Origin of the sequence: Aestuariispira insulae, from assembly GCF_003385955.1 — a bacterium.
In the GTDB taxonomy this organism is placed as follows: Bacteria; Pseudomonadota; Alphaproteobacteria; order UBA8366; family Aestuariispiraceae; genus Aestuariispira; species Aestuariispira insulae.
Window position 1 is genome coordinate 72,044 of record NZ_QRDW01000008.1, and the last position, 19,514, is coordinate 91,557.

The 19,514-nt window shown below is 57.1% G+C and carries 18 protein-coding genes; 4 read left to right on the plus strand and 14 right to left on the minus strand.

Translation table 11 applies throughout. The annotated features are described in order from the left end of the window. Positions 1–3 precede the first annotated feature (3 nt). The 4 genes from DFP90_RS16790 to DFP90_RS16805 form a co-directional block, all read right to left on the minus strand. Complete coding sequence (locus DFP90_RS16790) at positions 4–588, minus strand: hypothetical protein (RefSeq protein ID WP_115937678.1); 585 nt, start codon at positions 586–588, stop codon at positions 4–6. 64 nt (positions 589–652) lie between these two features. Further along, on the minus strand, positions 653–1,816 hold the full coding sequence (dapE, locus tag DFP90_RS16795) for a succinyl-diaminopimelate desuccinylase (protein ID WP_115937679.1): 1,164 nt from the start codon (positions 1,814–1,816) through the stop codon (positions 653–655). Between the two features lie 39 nt (positions 1,817–1,855). Then, positions 1,856–2,701: a 2,3,4,5-tetrahydropyridine-2,6-dicarboxylate N-succinyltransferase gene (dapD, locus tag DFP90_RS16800; protein ID WP_115937680.1), complete on the minus strand. Its 846-nt coding sequence runs from the start codon at positions 2,699–2,701 to the stop codon at positions 1,856–1,858. Positions 2,702–2,821: 120 nt separating this feature from the next. Further along, entirely contained in the window at positions 2,822–3,094 is a 273-nt protein-coding gene (locus DFP90_RS16805) for a hypothetical protein (RefSeq protein WP_115937681.1), read from the minus strand. Positions 3,095–3,160: 66 nt separating this feature from the next. On the opposite strand from DFP90_RS16805, the gene DFP90_RS16810 reads away from it, so the two are divergent. Beyond that, on the plus strand, positions 3,161–3,532 hold the full coding sequence (locus DFP90_RS16810; RefSeq protein ID WP_115937682.1) for a hypothetical protein: 372 nt from the start codon (positions 3,161–3,163) through the stop codon (positions 3,530–3,532). Between the two features lie 97 nt (positions 3,533–3,629). Then, on the plus strand, positions 3,630–4,016 hold the full coding sequence (locus tag DFP90_RS16815) for a VOC family protein (RefSeq protein ID WP_115937683.1): 387 nt from the start codon (positions 3,630–3,632) through the stop codon (positions 4,014–4,016). Positions 4,017–4,043: 27 nt separating this feature from the next. On the opposite strand, the gene coaA is transcribed toward DFP90_RS16815, so the two are convergent. Together coaA and secA are read right to left on the minus strand one after the other, a co-directional pair. Next, positions 4,044–4,991 carry a type I pantothenate kinase gene (coaA, locus tag DFP90_RS16820; RefSeq protein WP_115937684.1) on the minus strand — a complete coding sequence of 316 codons (948 nt, stop codon included), beginning with the start codon at positions 4,989–4,991 and terminating at the stop codon, positions 4,044–4,046. A gap of 77 nt (positions 4,992–5,068) precedes the next feature. Then, positions 5,069–7,741, minus strand: a complete 2,673-nt coding sequence (gene secA, locus DFP90_RS16825) for a preprotein translocase subunit SecA (RefSeq protein WP_115937685.1) — start codon at positions 7,739–7,741, stop codon at positions 5,069–5,071. Between the two features lie 276 nt (positions 7,742–8,017). On the opposite strand from secA, the gene DFP90_RS16830 reads away from it, so the two are divergent. Beyond that, positions 8,018–9,022: a hypothetical protein gene (locus tag DFP90_RS16830; protein ID WP_115937686.1), complete on the plus strand. Its 1,005-nt coding sequence runs from the start codon at positions 8,018–8,020 to the stop codon at positions 9,020–9,022. Between the two features lie 63 nt (positions 9,023–9,085). Here the strand turns inward: DFP90_RS16830 and DFP90_RS16835 are convergent, their stop codons facing one another. Then, the gene (locus DFP90_RS16835; protein WP_115937687.1) at positions 9,086–9,676 is read right to left on the minus strand and encodes a D-sedoheptulose 7-phosphate isomerase; all 591 of its coding nucleotides are present in this window, start codon (positions 9,674–9,676) and stop codon (positions 9,086–9,088) included. 14 nt (positions 9,677–9,690) lie between these two features. Further along, the gene (locus DFP90_RS16840; protein ID WP_115937688.1) at positions 9,691–12,069 is read right to left on the minus strand and encodes a Lon protease family protein; all 2,379 of its coding nucleotides are present in this window, start codon (positions 12,067–12,069) and stop codon (positions 9,691–9,693) included. A gap of 106 nt (positions 12,070–12,175) precedes the next feature. On the opposite strand from DFP90_RS16840, the gene DFP90_RS16845 reads away from it, so the two are divergent. Further along, positions 12,176–12,943: an MOSC domain-containing protein gene (locus DFP90_RS16845; RefSeq protein ID WP_245957101.1), complete on the plus strand. Its 768-nt coding sequence runs from the start codon at positions 12,176–12,178 to the stop codon at positions 12,941–12,943. A gap of 81 nt (positions 12,944–13,024) precedes the next feature. Here the strand turns inward: DFP90_RS16845 and DFP90_RS16850 are convergent, their stop codons facing one another. The 6 genes from DFP90_RS16850 to ispG all read right to left on the minus strand — a co-directional run bounded on the left by DFP90_RS16850 (position 13,025) and on the right by ispG (position 19,476). Continuing rightward, on the minus strand, positions 13,025–13,519 hold the full coding sequence (locus tag DFP90_RS16850) for a DUF4167 domain-containing protein (protein WP_115937690.1): 495 nt from the start codon (positions 13,517–13,519) through the stop codon (positions 13,025–13,027). Between the two features lie 219 nt (positions 13,520–13,738). Beyond that, complete coding sequence (gene prmC / locus DFP90_RS16855) at positions 13,739–14,590, minus strand: peptide chain release factor N(5)-glutamine methyltransferase (RefSeq protein ID WP_115937691.1); 852 nt, start codon at positions 14,588–14,590, stop codon at positions 13,739–13,741. 1 nt (position 14,591) lies between these two features. Next, the gene (gene prfA, locus DFP90_RS16860) at positions 14,592–15,671 is read right to left on the minus strand and encodes a peptide chain release factor 1 (protein ID WP_115937692.1); all 1,080 of its coding nucleotides are present in this window, start codon (positions 15,669–15,671) and stop codon (positions 14,592–14,594) included. Next, positions 15,668–16,987, minus strand: a complete 1,320-nt coding sequence (gene hemA, locus DFP90_RS16865; RefSeq protein ID WP_115937693.1) for a glutamyl-tRNA reductase — start codon at positions 16,985–16,987, stop codon at positions 15,668–15,670. The genes prfA and hemA overlap by 4 nt, the downstream gene beginning before the upstream one ends. A gap of 26 nt (positions 16,988–17,013) precedes the next feature. Further along, positions 17,014–18,306: a histidine--tRNA ligase gene (gene hisS / locus DFP90_RS16870; RefSeq protein WP_115937694.1), complete on the minus strand. Its 1,293-nt coding sequence runs from the start codon at positions 18,304–18,306 to the stop codon at positions 17,014–17,016. A 27-nt stretch (positions 18,307–18,333) separates the two neighbouring features. Beyond that, positions 18,334–19,476: a flavodoxin-dependent (E)-4-hydroxy-3-methylbut-2-enyl-diphosphate synthase gene (gene ispG / locus DFP90_RS16875; RefSeq protein WP_115937695.1), complete on the minus strand. Its 1,143-nt coding sequence runs from the start codon at positions 19,474–19,476 to the stop codon at positions 18,334–18,336. Between the last annotated feature and the right edge of the window lie 38 nt (positions 19,477–19,514).

Here is a 19,514-nt window from a genome sequence, read left to right on the forward strand (position 1 = left end):
CCGTTAATGCAAGATGGCCTGTCGGGTGGCGGCAACAGTCAGCACCAGGATGACATTGCCGAGCACGATCAGGATGGCGGTTGGCACCAGTTGTTTCAGCAGGGTGGTCACAATGAAGATATGCAGACCGATTTTCCAGAAAAAGAAACCGAATAATAAGGTTTGATACAAGTCGTGTGCAATCAGGCCTGCGGCTTCCAGCAGGATCAGCGGGGTCAGCAGTAAGTAGAACACGCCGTTGTTCCAGTTCAGCGCACAAATATAGGGAATGAACTGTTGGCTCTGGTTCATCAGTCTGCAGATTGGTGCGATGACCACAGGCCAGATGATCCAACTGATCAGATAGATCAGGCTTTCCACCGTAACTGCCCAAAAAAGGGACCATTCGATGTCGGGTCTGTAATATTCCTGACCGAAGGTCAAACGCAGCACATGCAGGGGCAATACGAATGCAGCGCACCAGAAACTTTTCCAGAAGGCTTCTTCGGTGCGTCCGAAAGAAGCCAGGGCTTTCCGGTTGAGCCAGAGCAGCCGCCAACCGAGATAGAGCTGCCCGGCGGTTTCTGCAATGCTGGGTCTTTGGATCATAGGCCCATTGTCTCCCGGGGCCCACGGTTGTCCCGGTCCTTTACGGGACCGGGTTTCCTGTTGTTCAGGACGGGACCTTTTCGAAATAACCTTCGATAATATTCTGATAGATTTTGGCAAGCGCTTCAACATCGCTGACGGCGACGCATTCGTTGGTCTTGTGCATGGTCTGGCCGACCAGGCCGAAATCCAGCACCGGACAATAATCTTTGATGAAGCGCGAATCCGAGGTGCCGCCGGTGGTCGAAAGTTCCGGCCGCTGGCCGGTTACTTTTTCGCAAGCGTCGCTGACCAGATCGGACAGCAGGCCCGGCGGTGTGAGGAAACTCTCGCCCGATACCTTGATATCAAGTTCATACTGGCCACCTTCACCGATGGCGGCGTCCAGGATCTCCCGATACTGCTTTTCCAGGCTGTCGGAGGTGTGCAGGTCATTGAAACGGATGTTGAAGACTGCTTTTGCCGTCCCGGGGATAATGTTGGTGGCCGGGTTATCGATATCGATGGTGGAGATGGCCAGCGTGGACGGCTGGAAATGGTCGGACCCCTGGTCGATTTCCCAGTCCGTCAGGGCTTTCAACATGGCGACCAGACGGTGGGCGGCATTGTCTGCCAGATGCGGATAGCCGGTATGGCCCTGAACGCCGGTCACGGTAATGGTGACATTCAGGCTGCCGCGGCGGCCGATTTTGACCATTTCGCCCAAAGATTTTGGGTTGGTTGGCTCGCCGGTGACGCAAGCGTCAAGTTTTTCACCCATCTTGGTAATAGCGGGCAACATCTTCTTGGTGCCATTGATAGAAGGGCCTTCTTCATCTCCCGTGATCAGCAGGCTGAAGCTGCCATGGGGCTGGCCTTTCTCTTCCAGATAGGCGGAAACGGCGGCGACCCAGCTGGCGATGGCGCCTTTCATGTCCGCAGCGCCGCGGCCATAGAGCATGCCATCCTTGATCAATCCCTGGAACGGATCGTCATTCCAGCCATCCCGGTCGCCGACCGGGACCACATCCGTATGCCCTGCAAAACAAAGATTGGGGGCACCATCCCCCAGACGGGCATAAAGGTTATCAACATCATCGGTCCCTTCTTCCTGGAAGGGCAGGCGGGTACAGGTGAAGCCCAGATCCTCCAGCACCGATTGCAAGAGGTCCAGCGCGCCGCCTTCATGGGGCGTGACGGACGGACATTGGATCAGTTGCTGGGCCAGTTTGACCGGATCGAGGGGCATTTTTTCACCTATACCTTTATGAGCCTGATGCTGGGATGCTTAGTCGCGCAGCAGATCGTTGATGGATGTCTTGGACCGGGTTTTTTCGTCCACGCGCTTCACGATGACCGCGCAATAGAGGCTCGGTCCCGGCGTGCCGTCGGGCAGCGGCTTGCCCGGCATGGAGCCGGAAACCACGACGGAATAGGGCGGCACGCGGCCAATGAAGACCTCACCGGTGTTGCGATCGATGATCTTGGTGGACTGGCCGATGAAGACACCCATGGAAATCACGGAACCCTCGCCGACAACAACGCCTTCGACCACTTCGGAACGCGCGCCGATGAAGCAGTTGTCTTCAATGATCACAGGACCGGCCTGCAGCGGTTCCAGCACACCGCCGATACCGACACCGCCACTAAGGTGAACATCCTTGCCGATCTGGGCACAGGACCCAACGGTCACCCAGGTATCGACCATGGTACCGCTGTCCACATAGGCGCCCAGATTGACAAAGCTTGGCATCAGGACCGCATTGGGGGCGATATAGGCGGAGTGTCGCACGATGGAGCCCGGAACAGCCCGGAAGCCGGCCTCACGGAAATTGGCTTCACCCCAACCTTCAAACTTGCTGGGCACTTTATCCCACCAGTTGGTGTTTTCGCCCGGACCACCGGCAATCGGCTTCATGTCATTCAGGCGGAAGGACAGCAGAACGGCTTTTTTCAGCCACTGGTTCACCTGCCATTCGCCATCAATTTTCTCGGCAACGCGGGCTTTACCCGAATCCATCAGGTTAAGCGCTTCGTTGACCGCTTCACGGATTTCGCCGGTGGTGCCGTAGTTGACGGTGTCGCGGTTGTCGAAGGCCGCTTCGATGGTGGCTTGCAAATCTTGGTAGCTCATAGGCCGAACCCCTTGTTCAAATCATTTGTTTCTCACAGCGGCGGCAGAATGGTGCGCAGGGCCTTCAAGGTCAAGCTTGCAGGCGACTTCTGCTTCCCAAAAAGCGGCTGAAAGGCTGGTTCAGGCGCTGTTTTGCGCCGACCAGTCGAACAGGACCAGCTTGATCAACCGGAAGAGCAGGAACAGCGCGAGCAGATTCAAAAATCCGACCACGTGGCTGAGGCCTCCTCCGGCCAGTGGCGTGATCACGTCGGTGTTGATGAAAATGCCGGTTTGGCAGGCAGGCGTCGCCAGATTTTTTTTCCCAGAAGCCGTTTGAGAATAGTTTGAAAGCGACTGCGTGTCACCATGCCTATGGCGGTGTTGAACACAAAAATGCTGTTTTGTTCTCATTTTGTTTGTTGACGATGTTCCAATTCTGTTCTAGCGTTCCTTCATTGAGAACAGAGGGGAAACAAAATGACCGCGTCCGCCTATACTGTACCTGTTTCGACCAATGCTGTATCGGCCAATCCGGTGCACGAGATCTCGCGTTTTCTGCATGATATGGAATATTTCGCGGAGCAGACGAAGCCGAATACCTGGCAGTTGCGCACCATGAAGGAAGAACTGCTGGTTGAGATTGAGGGGTTGCGCGCTGCGGCCGCTCCGGACCGGCTGAAATGGGCCCTTATGCGGTTTGAATCCTATCTCTGTGCGATGCAGCCCCAGGATGCGGATCTTTTGGAACTGCAAAAGCGGTTGCGCGGTCACAGTTTCAAGATGCGTATGGGCATGCAGAAACGGGTGCCGGTGAAACGGGGGGCTGTCCGGCGGCTGTTTGCCGCCTGACCGGATCAAATTATGGCCGGAATAATTGAATGGCGTCCCATCAGTTCCTATCTCTCTAAAATAAGTGATAGGTTCTGACTGGTTCCGGGGGGTAGGAATGCAACGCGTATTTTCGAATATTCTGGCCAACGATGTTGACCGCACGGCGTCCTTTTATGAGGCTCTGCTTGGCATGCGGCGTCATTTCAATTCAGGCTGGTTCGTGATTTTGACCCATGACGGGATGCCGGGATTGGAATATGGCATCTTGAAACGGGATAGTGACATTGTGCCACCGGACGTTCGTGAGGCTCCGCAGGGCGTGATTATCACCTTTGTGGTGGAGGATTGCGACCTTGTGCATCAGATCGCCCAGGAAATGAAAGCGGACATCATCCAGCCGCCTACCGATATGCCCTATGGCCAACGCCGTATGCTGTTGCGTGATCCGGAAGGCGCGGTGCTTGATATCAGCGCGCCAACCGCGGCGGTAACGGTCGTATGACGTTTGGTGCCAGCATGGGCTTGGCCGTCATAGTTTCCGCAGGAAAATCTCGTCAATCATATGATCGGCCCCCTTATGCAGGATCAGCCGCGCCCGCTCCCGGGTGGGCTGGATATTTTCATGGAGGTTTTTCAGGTTGATTTCGTGCCAGATCCTGGTCGCGGTTTTCACGGCCTCTTCTTCTGATAAGCTCGCGTAGTTGCGGAAATAGGATCGGGGGTCGGTGAAGGCGGTTTTGCGTAATTCCAGAAAACGTTGGATATACCATTCCTCCACCAAGGCTTCATCGGCATCCAGATAGATGGAAAAATCAAAATAGTCCGAGATGAAGACATGGGGCTCGCCGGCGCGCAGCCGTCCAGTCTGCAGGACATTGAGGCCTTCGACAATCAGGATATCCGGCTGATCCACTTCCAGCCACTGATCGGGCACCACATCATAGACCAGATGGGAATAGACCGGGGAGCGCACCTGGCGGCGGCCGCTTTTGATATCGCTCAAGAAAGCTAGCAGGGCCGCGCGGTCATAGCTTTCCGGAAAGCCCTTGCGGTTCATGATTCCCTGCTGCACCAGCTTGGCATTGGGATGAAGGAAACCGTCGGTGGTGATCAGATCCACCTTGGGATGGCCGGGCCAGCGGGCCAATAGCGTTTGCAGGATCCTGGCGGTGGTGCTTTTGCCCACAGCGACACTGCCTGCAAGGCCGATGATAAACGGGATCTTAGCGCCATTACCGCCCAGGAAAGATGATTCCTCGCGGTTCAGCCCCTGCACGGCGCCGACATATAGGCTCAGCAGCCTGGACAGCGGCAGATAGATCTCTTCCACTTCCCGCATCGAGGCTTTCTCGTTATAGCCTTGAAGCTCTTCCAGCTCCCTTGCGGTCAGCGGTGCCGTTTTATCCTGGCTGAGCGCGCTCCATTCCTTGACCGAAAACCGTCGGTAGGGGGAATAGACTTCCTTGGATAGGGCCATGGCGCCTTCTCTCAAAAGAAACGGGCGATCTGTAATCCAAACCGCCCGTTTAATTTATCCTGCTCTGTCGGGCGGTATTAGACGCGTCCGTGGCAATGCTTGTATTTCTTTCCGGATCCGCACGGGCATGCCGCGTTGCGCGCAACTTTGCCCCAAGTTTCCGGATTATCAGGGTCAATTTCCTGTGGCGTGCCGCCGGCCGCAGCACTTGCGGAAAGCGGCATGGCCGCTTCGGGGGCCTGCTGGCGTGGCTGTTCCTGTTCGGGCTGGCCGATCTGCAACTCCACATGGCTGAGAACCTGGGTCACCTGGCTGCGCAGGTTATTCAGCAGATGATCGAAAAGGTTGAAGGCCTCCCGTTTATATTCGTTCAGCGGATCCCGCTGGGCATAAGCCCGCAGCCCGATGCCCTGGCGCAATTGGTCCAGATGCAAAAGATGTTCTTTCCAGGAATGATCCAGGATCTGTAAAACAAGCTGTTTTTCCAGGCTGCGCATGACTTCAGGCCCGTAATTGGCACCCTTTTCCGCCATCATCTTATCTGCGGCGCTGGCAATACGCTCACGGATTTCCTCATTGGCGATGCCTTCTTCCTTGGCCCATTCATCGACGGGCAGGTCCAGGCTGAAAGTGCGGTTGACCGCTTCGCGCAGACCGGGGAGGTCCCATTGATCCGGCAGGGCATTGGGCGGCATATGTTCGTCAACGACGGTTTGAACCACATCCTGGCGCATGTCCTGGATGGTGTCATGGACATCGTCGGCCCGCATCATTTCCTTGCGCTGTTCAAAGATGACCTTGCGCTGATCATTCATCACATCGTCAAATTTCAGCAGCTGTTTCCGGATTTCAAAGTTCCTGGCCTCGACTTTGGTCTGGGCCTTTTCGAGCGCTTTGTTCACCCAGGGATGAATGATGGCTTCGCCTTCTTCCAGACCCAGCTTCTGCAACATGCCATCCATGCGCTCTGACCCGAAAATGCGCATCAGGTCATCTTGCAGGCTGACGTAAAACTTGGACGCACCCGGATCGCCCTGACGCCCGGCACGGCCGCGCAGCTGGTTATCGATCCGGCGGGATTCATGGCGTTCGGTGCCGATGATGTAAAGCCCGCCAGCCGCCATAACCTTCTCACGTTCTGCGGCAATCTCGGCTTTGACTTCTTCGGTTTTTTTCGTGCGGGCGTCTGCGTCCTCGATGCCCTCCAATTCCTTGATCAGGCGCATTTCAAGGTTGCCGCCCAGCTGGATATCGGTGCCGCGGCCTGCCATGTTGGTGGCAAGGGTGATCGCGCCGGTGAGGCCCGCATCGGCAATGATGAAGGCTTCGCGCTCATGCTGTCTGGCATTCAGGACCTCATGCTTGAGGCCGGCCTTTTTCAGCTTGGCAGAAAGCTCTTCAGAACGTTCAATCGAGGCGGTGCCGACCAGGACCGGCTGGCCTTTTTCATGGCAATCCTTGATCTGCGCGATGACAGCGTTATCCCGTTCGTTGCTGGTACGGTAAACTTCATCATCATAATCTTTTCGGGCAAGTTCCCGGTTGGGCGGAATATCCACCACGCGCAGACTATAAATCTCCTCAAATTCACCGGCTTCTGTCATGGCCGTACCGGTCATACCGGCCAGCTTCGGATACATGCGGAAGTAATTCTGGAAGGTGATCGAGGCCAGAGTCTGGTTCTCACGCTGGATCTCGACACGCTCCTTTGCTTCCAGGGCCTGATGCAGGCCCTCGGAAAAGCGGCGGCCTTCCATTTTTCGGCCGGTGAACTCGTCAATGATCACTACTTTGTTGTTTTCGACGATGTAATCCACATCGCGGGTAAACAATTTGTGGGCGCGCAGAGCCGAGTTGATGTGATGCACTACCGAGATGTTTTCGGTGTCATACAGGCTGCCGCCATTCAAAAGCTCGGTTTTCTCATTCAGCAGCTGTTCGATATGTTCCGTGCCCTCCTCGGTGAAGGTGACGGATTTCGCCTTTTCGTCGACTTCGTAATCCTCTTCCACCAGATCGGGGATCAGGGCATCGATGGCGATATACATTTCAGATGAGTCTTCCGCCGGGCCGGAAATAATCAGCGGCGTCCTGGCCTCATCGATCAGGATACTGTCTACCTCGTCGACAATGGCGAAATTGAATTCACGCTGGACCATCTGATCGATCGAAAGCTTCAGATTATCGCGCAGATAATCGAAACCAAACTCGTTGTTGGTGCCGTAGGTGATGTCACAGGCATAGGCATGCTGGCGCATCGGGTCCGGCAGGTTGGGGACAATCACGCCCACCGACAGGCCCAGATAATTATACAGCTTGCCCATCCATTCGGCATCGCGGCTGGCCAGGTAATCGTTCACCGTGACCACATGGGCCCCTTTGCCCGAGAGTGCGTTCAAATAGACCGGCAGGGTGGCGACCAGGGTTTTACCCTCACCAGTGCGCATTTCTGAGATCATGCCTTGATGCAGCACCATGCCGCCAACCAGCTGGACATCGAAATGGCGCATCCCCAAGGCCCGTTTCGAGGCTTCCCGAACCACGGCGAAAGCCTCTTCGAGGATCTGCTCCTCGGTTTCGCCGGCTTTCAGCCTTTCGCGAAATTCTGTGGTTTTCGCCTTCAGCGCCTCTTCACTAAGCGCCTCCAGTTCCGGTTCCATCGCGTTGATGCGATCAACCTTTTTCTGGAGATTTTTGACAATACGGTCGTTGGCCGAGCCAAACACGGCTTTCAGCAATCCGCCAATCATGAAAAAGCCTCGAATACAGTGCAGTAAATAAATGAATAAAGTTCTTCTAGAATTCTGAGATAAGCGCCGGATGGGCATGTGTCAACGTAAACGGGGTGACATTAAGGGAATAACCCGAAACTAATCCCCGATAAGATCAGTTTTCCGAAAAATGAGGGTTTTTGGACCGTATTCCGGAAATCCCGTTATTGTGGTATGATCGTGTTTCAGTATCGCGGCAGAATGCCGCTGTTTCCGACTATTTTCTATCCATCATGGCACCAGAAGGAGGCAGTCATGGGTAGTATTTCCAATCTTGGCGAACCTGTGCCCAAGTCACGGGACCCCGCGCCACATATCCGTCAAAATCAACCCAACAATGATTCGACCGGGTTAAACCGGCAAGATACTGATCTGCTCTCACAGCCAATAACCGCACAGCTTTTTGCCGATAGGATCCCTGTTGCCCGTGATCCGGGGCGGCAGGATGATGTCTTTTTGAGCCGGGCGGCCGGCGATGTGCTGGATCAGGCCCGGGACGCCATTCAGCGGGCCCGCGGTTTTGTTCGGGAAACTGTTGCGGGCGCGATCCGCGATGCCGCTGGAGATTTTTTACAGCAATTGGGGGCTATTGCCGGCCAACCGGTTGGCAAGGAAGCATCTCTTGCCGGCTTTTCGGAGGAAATCGGCCGGACGGCGTCAGAAAAAGCGGAGCAGTTGGGGCAATCCCTGCTCGAGGAAACCGGAAATAAGGATTTTTCCTTTAAGGAAATCAAACTATCCGTTGTTGTGGAGACCTTTGATTTGCGGGTGGCAACCAACGAACATTCCGCGGCTGTCCAGCTTAAACGGGTCAGCCTCCGTGTTGAAATCGAGGAAGTAGAAGGATCGCTCACCAAAAAGGATAGTGTCGATATTACCTTTCCTAATGCGACTAAGGGGCCGGGCCTGCCGGAACCGGATCAGTCACGGACCCCAAGCCCGTTGGACCCGGAAGCCTTTGATCCGCTGGCGGAAACCTTGGATCAGACACGCGGTGATCTACGGTCGGTTCTGGACCGGCTCAAGGAAGAGCGCTCAGGTTTGAATCAGGATTATCTGGCAACTGCGACCCGGTCTCTCGGCGATCTGTTTGACAAACTGTTCGGCGGTCCGGTGAGCCGGGCGGATCCGGCAGAAGGACGGCTCACGGTCCGGCCTGAACTGGTTTTGATAGTGGAGGGCGGTGACGGACGCCCAAATGACGGGCTGCGCCGATTGCCGGATTTGAGGCCGGGTGGGATTGCGCAACTGGACGCGTGATCCGCCTTTTCAGGCTGCACAAAGGTTCCCTTGCCGGTCCGGTCCACCGGATTGACCGGGGGGTCAATTGTTGTTGACCAGCCCTAACTCTATCTCCAGAGCACCGATCAGCATATGGCCGATGGTGATATGCATCTCCTGGATATGGGCGGTGATATCGGAAGGCACAATGATCAACGGGTCACACAAATCGATCATTTTTCCGCCATCGCGGCCGGACAGGCCGGTGGCGACCATGCCGATGTCGCGGGCTGCGATCAATGCCCGGTTCACATTTTCCGAATTGCCGCTGGTGGAGATGCCAACCGCGATGTCGCCGGGCCGGCCAAGGGCGCGGATCTGGCGCTCGAAAAGATGGTTGAACCCGTAATCATTCCCAATGGCCGTGAGGGCGGAGGTATCGGTGGTCAGTGCCAGGCCGGCGATGGGTGCGCGGTCATCCTTGAGCTTCACCGACATTTCGGTGGCAAGATGCTGGCTGTCGCTGGCGGAACCGCCATTGCCGAAAAAGACGATCTTGTTGCCGTCCCGGATCGCGGCTACCCAACCGGCCAGCATGTGGGCGAAGGTATCGCGGCAGGCACCGCGGGTGCGTTCCAACACGTCGGAATGCTCATCGAGATTTCGGTCGAAATAAAGATCCAGATTGCTCATGGCATGGCTCCTTGCTAGCGCGGGCTGTTCATGTTGGACAGCCGCCCTTCCCGTTCCCTCAGGATCATATCAAATTCCTCCAATTGGGCGGCAACCCGGCCATAGATGCTCGAATCCGGGATATACTGGCCTTTCTTAAGCTCGCCCACCGGCATATCGGTGAAAAGGGACAGGGCCTGATCCACATGGGAAATGGTCCAGATGTGGAAAGACCCGTCGGACACTGCCAGTTCCAGCTCCCGGTCGAAAATCAGGTTGGTCCGGTTGGCCTCGGGCACCACCACACCCTGCTTTCCGGTCAATGGGCCCTTGGCCAGGCAGGTATGGTAAAAGGCCTCGACCTTTTCCCGGATGCCGCCGACCGGCTGCACGACACCGCGCTGGTTCATCGAACCGGTGATGGCCAGATCCTGGCGCAGCGGGCATCCCGCCAGTTCGGACAGGACCGCCAACAGCTCGGCCACGGTCGCGCTGTCGCCCTCGACACCGCTGTAGCTTTGCTCGAAAGTGATGGTGCAGTTAAACGCAATCGGCATCACCCGAGCAAACAGACCGGTCAGATAACCATGCAGGATCATGGCGCCTTTCTGCTGCAACGGTCCGCCCAGATCCACCTGGCGTTCGATATTGATCAGGCCGGTGCGTCCGGCGCTGGCCCGGGCGGTCACGCGCGACACATTGCCAAAACTATGGTCGCCGGTATCATAGACGGTCAGGGCATTGACCTGGCCAATTTCCTGGCCTTCCACATCCAGCAGAACTGACCCGCGCGTAACCTGTTCCATCATGCGGTCTTCGATGCGCGCATTGCGGCGTCGGCGCATGGCGTCGGATTTTTCCAGCGCATTGATGGTGATTTTGCCACCTTTGGCGTGATGGCGGGCCTCCACCATCAAATCGACCAGCAATTCATAGCGCGAGCTTAGGCGGCTGCGGTCATCGGCCAACCGGGCCGCTTTGCCCAGCATGCGCATTAACACCGGTCGGCTGAGCCAGCCGAGTTTCTCCCGCTTGGCCATATCGCGCAGCAGGCCCGCATAATGGGACAGGTTTTCTGTGGTGGCGGCCATGTCGGGATCGATATCGGCCTTGACCTTGAAGAGCGGCGCGAAATCCGGATCTGCGGAGAAGAAGGTGTAATACCAATGCGGCGCGCCGATCAAAACTACTTTCACATCCAATGGCACAGCCTTCGGGCTGGGCGATCCCGCCACCCGCACGCCATTCTGGCGATGGCGTTCCTCAATCCTGATTTTGGAGTCACGAAGCGCGCCTTTCAGCGCCGCCCAGGCTTCCGGCTGTTCGGCGATCTCCTGGGCGCGCAGGACCAGAACGCCGCCATTGGCACGATGCAGCGCACCCGGCCGGATCATGGAAAAATCCGTGGTCAATTCGCCATTCACCGAGCGGTATTCGATATAACCCATCAGATTTTCATAGGTGGGCGAGGGTTCAAGAACCGGTTCAGGCGGGGTCATATCGCCATTATCCACCAGCAGATTGACCCCATAGCGTCGTTTCAACTCCTCCTCATAGGCCTCACGGACATCATCATCCTCGGTGGCGATGGTGGTCTGGAATATTTCCAGATTATCCATGATGTCTTCCTTGAGGCCGGTCAGCCAGCGCCCGATCCCCGGATAACCCCCGAAATCCTTGATGATCGGCGAGAGCAGCTCGCTTATGATGCTGTCGGCGATATCCTGGTCCAGGGCGGCAACCTCAATGCCGGCTTCGGTCTGCTGTTCGGCGGCCCGGCGGTGAATTGCGGTCAGTTCCTCTGCGATCTCATTGGCACGCTCGGTCATTTCCTCGCGCATTTCGGCGGGCACATCGCTCAAGGGCATGGCCTCGCCCTCTTCATTGAGCGGGCTGACCATCATGCCTTCCTGGGTGCGCAGGATGGTCAGGCCATGTTCGCTGGCCTCCTGGCGCAAGATATCCATTTCTTCGTCGATGGTGGATTGAACCTCGCGGCCAATAGTGGCCAACCTGCCTTCGTAATCCTCGCTTTGGAAGGCGGCTTCAAAAGCCTCGATCATGGTGATCACGCAGGCATGGATGCGGTCGCGGAACAACCGCCCGGTGCCGGGTGGCAGGGAATAGGGGCGTGGCCGATGGGTGCGCTGAAAATTATTCAGATAGATCCAGTCATTCTGCGGCCGTTCAGTTGAGAGCTTTTCCGTCAGGAAAGCCATGGTCTGGGTCAGCCTGCCAGAATCATCATCCCCAAGGACGAAGATGTTGAAACCGGGTTTCTTGATGGAAAGGCCGAATTCCAAGGCTTCGCGTGCGCGTTTGTGGCTGGATAGAACAAACAGACCATTGCCGCGGGCCCGCCACCCATCAAAACGGGGCAGGCCGACTTCCTTGTGAGATTTTTTCTGGGGCATGAAAGAGAGCAATTCCGCTTTTTTGTTTTGATGAAACAGAGTCTAAAGCGATTTCCGGCGATCTGAAAGCTTTCCGTCGGCAAATTCTTTCGTTATGTTGCAGTGCATGAAAATACAGATCGACGAAATTTGCCGCTATCCCGTCAAAGGCTTGGCGGCTGACATCATAAGCGAAACCAATCTGGTTCCCGGCGAAGGGCTTCCCTATGACCGGCGCTGGGGCATTATTCATGCCTCTTCTGATGTGGATCCGGCGGCCCCGGCCTGGGCGCCGAAGAAAAATTTCCTGATGCTGGCGCGGGATGAAAAACTGGCGCAGCTCGGCTTGGAATTTGATGAGGAAAACGGGCAGTTGACGATCACCCGCAAGGGCAAGCCGGTCAGCCGCGGCGTGATCCGCGATCATATCGGTCGCCAGACGTTACAGACCTTCCTGTCCGCTTTCATGCCAACCGGTTCGCGCGGCATGCCGAAGATTGTCGAGGCTCCCGCCAGCGACGGTTTCACCGATACCCAGCCGAATTTCGTCAGCCTGATCAATCTGGCCAGTGTTAAGGATCTGGAAGAACGTGTGTTGCAGCAACCGGTGCATCCGCATCGGTTCCGCGGCAATCTGTATTTTTCCGGCGCGACCCCCTGGGTTGAGGGTGACTGGATCGCCAAGAAGATCAAGATCGGGGATGTGATCCTGGCGGTTGAGGAAATGATCGGGCGCTGTGCAGCGACCAATGTAAACCCGGAGAATGGCGAGGTGGACATGAATGTGCCCTTAAGCCTGCGCCGCGGTTTTGGTCATATGGATATGGGTATCTATGCCCGCGTGATCGAAGGCGGCACCATCCGTCAGGGAGATGAGATTACGCTTGTTGATTGATGCCTCGAAGCAATAAAGGCCACGGTATAAAAAAGGGCGGTAAACAACCGCCCTTATCTATTTCCGCCTGCTTAAGCTGATTTATTCAGCAACAGCCGCTTTGGTTTTTTTACGTCTGGCCGGACGCGGCTTGACGTCTTCTTCCTCTTCATCCGCCTCGTTGTTTTCATCATTGGCGGGCGTTTCGGTCACAACCTCGGCTTCAGCTTCATCTTCCTCGTCGCTGCTATCATCAGCGTCGTCATTTTCGGTTGCCTCTGGATCCTTGGATTCAGCTTCTTCCTTTGCCTTTTTGGCATTCTGCTGTTCCTGGCGGCGGGCACGGTTTTCCTGGTCGGCGCTCAGGATGCGGTAATAATGTTCCGCATGCTGCAGCAGGCTTTCGGCCAGAACCGGATCGCCGGAGGTCTGGGCGTCACGGGCCAGGGCGACATATTTGTCGTAGATCTGGGTCGCGGTGCCACGGATGCGGACATTCGGACCGTTGGAATCAAAATTTTGCCGCGCGTTCGGACGACGGTTACCCCCGCCACCACTATTCCCGCGACCACGGCGGTTTTTGTTGTTTTGTCTCATACTCGCATCACACAGATAAGCCGGTGAAAGAAGCCGCTAACCTCTGCGCCCAGTCAGATGACAGTGGCGCTCGTTTTATATTGTAGCGGAAACTAAAGTGCCTCACAGCGCTCCCAATAGCGCCCGCGCTTTTCAGCGCGTCTAGGACATATCTTCACCGTAACCATTGAAGACGGCTTTTCAAGCTTTTTTTTACCACATCGGCGGAAAAGTGCGGGATCAGGGATGCCGGGCAGTCAGGCATCGTTCGATGCCCGCGAGATCGCAATGGGTATTTATTTCGCTAAATCCGGATTGTAATAGTATTTCAGAGACTTGGCCGGCCTGTCCCATGCCCAGTTCTAACGCGATCAATCCGCCTTCGCGTAAAAGGGAAAAAGCCTGGGGGATGAGTGCGCGGTAGGCAACCAGGCCGTCGGCACCCCCATCCAACGCCAGATGGGGTTCATGATCACGCACTTCCGGCTCCAGATCGAGCACGGTGGCGCTCTCGATATAGGGCGGGTTGGAAATCACGATATCAAAGGGGCCGGTCACATTCTCTGCCCAGTTGGACCGGATGAAGGAGCAGCGTTCCGCCAAGCCATGGCGGATTGCATTGCGTTGGGCAACGGCCAGCGCGTCCGGGGAAAGGTCGACCGCCGTGCCCTTGGCCAGCGGCCGTTCCGAAAGCAATGTCAGCAGCAAGCAACCGCTGCCGGTGCCGAAATCAACAATGGATAATGGCCGGTCCGCAGGCGGCGACAGGGTCAAGACGGCCTCAATCAGGGTCTCACTGTCGGGCCTGGGGTCCAATACATGGGAGGAGACCTCGAAATCCAGGCTCCAGAATTCCCGCAGGCCTGTGATGTGGGACAGTGGCTCGCGCGCAGCACGGCGTGCAATCATGGCATCAAAGCGCTGCCGGTCCGCAACCGGCTCTTCGGGGAAGGCCATGACCCGCTCCACCGTGCAGCCCAGATGGTAGGCTAGCAAGAGTCTGGCTTCACGCCGGGGGCCTTCGATCCCGGCGGTGCGCAGCTTCTCCTCCGCGTTGATCAGGCAGTCATCCGCTCTGGGCAGGTCGCTCATCTCATGCCTCGCCGAGGGCGGCCAACTGAGCCATCTGGTCTTCCAGGATCAGGGCGTCCAGCAGCTCATCCAGGGCTTCGCCCTCAATCACTTTGTCCAATTTATAGAGGGTCAGGTTGATGCGATGATCGGTCACGCGCCCTTGCGGGAAATTATAGGTCCGGATGCGTTCCGAGCGGTCGCCGGAGCCGACCTGGCTCTTGCGGTCCTCGGCGCGCTCGGAAGCCAGGCGCTCGCGTTCATGTTCATAAAGCCTGGCGCGCAGAACCTTCATGGCCTTGGCCTTGTTTTTGTGCTGGGATTTTTCATCCTGACACTGGACCACGACGCCGGTTGGAATATGGGTGATACGGATTGCGGAATCGGTGGTGTTCACATGCTGACCGCCGGCGCCCTGGGCGCGGAATGTATCGATGCGCAGATCTTCGTTGGCAATCTCGATATCCACCTCTTCCGCCTCGGGCAGGACGGCAACCGTGGCTGCGGAGGTGTGGATGCGCCCGCCGCTTTCGGTTTCCGGCACGCGCTGGACCCGGTGCACACCGGATTCATATTTCAACCGTTTAAAGACGTCGGACCCGGACACGGAAGCAACAACCTGACTGAAGCCGCCGATTTCGTTGGCACTTTCTTCAATCAGCTCGACCCGCCAGCCGTGATTGGCGGCATAGCGCTGATACATGCGGAACAGATCGCCGGCAAAAAGGGCGGCCTCATCGCCGCCAGTCCCGGCGCGGATCTCCAGGATGGCGTTTCGGGAGTCTGCCTGATCCTTCGGCAGCAGCGCCAACTGCAACTGATGCTCCAAATCCGGCAGCTGCTCGTTGAGGGTTTGCAATTCCTCTTCCGCCAACTCTTTCATTTCCGCATCGGCGTCCGGGTCTGCAACCATTTCCTCCAGGTCGCTCAATTCCTGTTGGGCGGCCTTGAAGGCGGCGACTTTTTCCACGATCGGGCTCAGCTCGGCGAACTCTTTGGAAAGCGCGACAAAGGCGTCCCCTTCAGCCTGGCCGGATGCCAAGGTATCGGACAGTTCCTGATGCCGGGCAACAACCCGGTCCAGCCGATGTGTCCAACTCATTCTTTCTCTCCTGAAGGGGCCATTTTATCGATGGCTTGGTTCTTGTCCTGGTTATCCGCCTGGGCAGCCAGATCAAACAGTTGTTCGAGAACCCTATTGACGGTGATGGTGTCGCGCAAATCAGCGGCATCGCCCTGGCCGGCAAGCGCACGCAACGCTTCGCTCGGCTGATGCAGCAGGCGGTTGACCAGCAGACGGGTGGCTTCTTCGGCACTGGCATTGGGATGATCGGCCAGCAGGTTTGCCCGGATCAATTCAAAATGGCGGCGCAGGGTGACCAGCATGGGAATACCATCTTTCTCCGCCTGAATGCGGCGATAGTCGCCGACCGCTTCCCGGACCATCTGCCGGGCCTCTTCTGCCGCTTCCTGCCGGTCCAGCTGGCCTTTCTCGGCCAATTGCTCGATATCGGAAAGGCCGTAGAGGAAAACATCGTCCAGCGCGTCCAGGCCGGGGTCGATATCGGCCGGTATGCCGCAATCGAGAAACAGAACCGGTTTGCGGCGGCGGGCACGGATGATGGTCTCCGCCATCTCGACATCGATTAAATAGCGTCCGTTCCCGGCAGCGGTGACCACCAGGTCGGCCTGTTCCAGGGCGGCGGGCAGCTGTTCTGTTGGCGTGAAATGTGCGCCGATCTTGGCCGCCATCCGTTCGGTGCGGCGGGCGCTGCCGGCCATCATCCAACCGGTCAGCCCGGCCAGCTGCATCTGTTCGCGCAACAAAAGGCCGGTTTCCCCCAACCCGATCAGCAGCGCCCGGCAGTCGGCCAGATTGCCATGGAGGTCGCGGGCCAAACGCACAGCTGCCGAGGCGACCGATATCGCGCCCTCGCCAATGCGCGTCTGGCTGCGCACCCGTTTTGCCAGCGCGACCGCGCTGTTGCTTAAGTCGGCCAGTTCGGTGCCGATCATGTCGGCCTCCTGGCTTTCCGTGATCGCTTCTTTTACCTGGCCGAAAATCTGCGCTTCGCCGATCATATGGCTGTCGAGGGCGCAGATGACGGTAAAAAGATGGCTGACGGCCTCATCATCATAAAGTCGGTAGAGCAGGTCTGAGATTTTGCCGAAGGACAATCCGGCATGAGCTGCCAAATGCCTTTGCACCTGCTGGCAATGGGGTTCGCCATCCGGGCTGCAGATCAAAACTTCAACCCGGTCGCAGGTGGACAGGATCAGGGCCTGATCAATCCCATCACGGCGTAGTTTTTCCTGCAGGGACTGGCGGGCCGCCCGGTCAAGGTAGAGCTTGTCGCGAGTCCCGGATGGGACGGTGCGATAGCTGGCTCCAACAATGACAGGGCGTATGCCGCTCATTCAGTCTCTTTCTTTAAGGGGCCGGCTCAGTCTTGCGGATCCGACGGCAGACCGTCTTCACCATACATCTCAGCCAGTTCCCAGGCGGTGATGCCACCGACCAATTGTTCCAGCGGCACTTCTTCCTGTTCGCCGCTATCCAGATCTTTGACCATGGCAACGCCTTTGGCCAGCTCGTCATCACCCATGATAATGGCAATGCCGGCATCAATCTTATTCGCATGTTTCATGCGTTTCTTCATGTTGCCGCCATAGGCCATTTCAACCCGGTAGCCCTCGGCGCGAATCTCTTCCGCCAGGGTCAGCGCCCGGATCTCTGCCGCGTCACCCAACGGAATGATCACCATCGGTCGCACGGCTTCCGGCGTGTCATTGGCCAGCATGGCCAGACGTTCAATGCCTGCTGCCCAGCCAACGCCAGGTGTTGGCTGGCCACCCATCTGTTCGATCAGCCCGTCATAACGGCCACCCGCCATGACGGTCCCCTGCGCGCCCAGTGCCTGGGTGGTGAATTCGAAACAGGTATGGTTGTAGTAGTCGAGGCCGCGCACCAGGCGCGGGTTCAGCTCATAAGCAATGCCCAGGCTATCGAGACCGTCTTTGACGGCTTTGAAAAAGGCCTTGCTTTCTTCATTCAGGAAGTCACCGAAAACCGGTGCGTCCTTGACCAGTTCCCGATCACTGGGATCCTTGGAATCGAGGATGCGCAGCGGGTTTTTCTCCAGCCGCATCAGCGAATCTTCGGAAAGCTTATCCTTATGCGCACTGAAATAGGCAACCAGGGCATCGCGATAGGCGGTGCGGCTGGCCGGATCACCCAATGTGTTCAGTTCCAGCGTGGTTTCTTCATAAATACCAAGCGATTTCAGCACGGCAACACCGGCGGCGATCACTTCCACATCCGCCTGCGGTTGGGCAGCGCCGATCAATTCCACCCCGATCTGGTGGAACTGGCGTTGGCGGCCTTTCTGCGGTTTTTCGTAACGGAACATCGGGCCGGCATAGAAACATTTCACCGGCGCATGCTGGGCCAGGCCGTTGGTGATGAAAGCGCGGGCGACACCGGCGGTGTTTTCCGGGCGCAGCGTAATGTGATCTCCACCCTGGGTCTCAAACGAATACATCTCTTTGGTGACGACATCGGATGTGTCGCCGAGCGTCCGGGAGAAAACCTCGGTAAATTCAAAAACCGGGGTTGCGACTTCCTCGAACCCATAACAGAGAGTCACACCAGCTGCGGTATCAACCACATGACGATGGGCGCGCATGGCTTCGGGTAACAGGTCATAGGTGCCGCGGACGGGTTGCAATACCGCCATGGTTTTAATCCTTCGTCAGTTGGTGAGCTACTCTGCAGCGTCGGCTGCGTTGGGTTTTGCCTTTTCGGCGTCGATCTCCGCCTGGATCTCGGCGGCTTTCTTTTCCACCAGACCGACAAGATGATCAACGATATTATCGTCCTTGAGACGATGATCCGGCAGGCCGGATACGTAAACCTGATGGGTGCCTTTGCCCCCGCCGGTGAAGCCGATATCGGTCTCGCGCGCTTCGCCAGGGCCATTGACCACGCAACCGATGACCGAAACGCTCATCGGGGTGGTGATGTGGGCCAGGCGTTCCTCCAGAACCTCTACGGTCTTGATCACATTGAACTGTTGGCGGGCGCAACTTGGGCAGGAAATGACATTCACACCGCGATGGCGCAGGCCCAGCGTTTTCAGGATATCGAAACCGACTTTCACTTCCTCGACCGGATCGGCGGAAAGGGAGACACGGATAGTGTCGCCGATGCCAGCCCAAAGGAGGGAACCGATACCCATGGCGGATTTGATCGTGCCGGTGCGGATCCCGCCTGCTTCGGTGATGCCAAGATGCAGCGGATAATCACAGGCTTCAGCCAGGCCGTGATAGGCGGCGGCAGCCAGGAAAACATCGGAAGCCTTCACGCTGATCTTGAAATCAAAAAAATCGTTGTCTTCCAGGATGCGGGCATGTTCCAGACCGCTTTCCACCATGGCTTCCGGGCAAGGTTCGCCATATTTTTCCAACAGGTGCTTTTCCAGTGAACCGGCATTCACGCCGATACGCATGGAACAGCCATTATCTTTCGCGGCTTTGACCACTTCGCGAACCTTCTCCGCGCTGCCGATATTGCCGGGATTGATCCGCAGGCAGGCCGCGCCGGCCAGGGCGGCCTCGATGCCACGTTTGTAATGAAAATGGATGTCGGCGACCACAGGGATCGAAACATTGTCGATGATGGTCTTGAGCGCGGCGGTGGATTCAACATCCGGGCAGGAAACACGCACGATATCCGCACCGGCCTCCTCAACGGCCTTGATCTGCCGGATGGTGGCTTGAGCGTCGCTGGTCAGCGTATTGGTCATGGTTTGCACGGTGATTGGCGCATCACCGCCCACCGGCACATTGCCGACCATGATCTGACGGGATTTCCGCCGATAGATATCGCGATAGGGCCTAACACTCATGGCCGGTTTATCTCTCCATTTTGCCGGGGCCTGCTGCC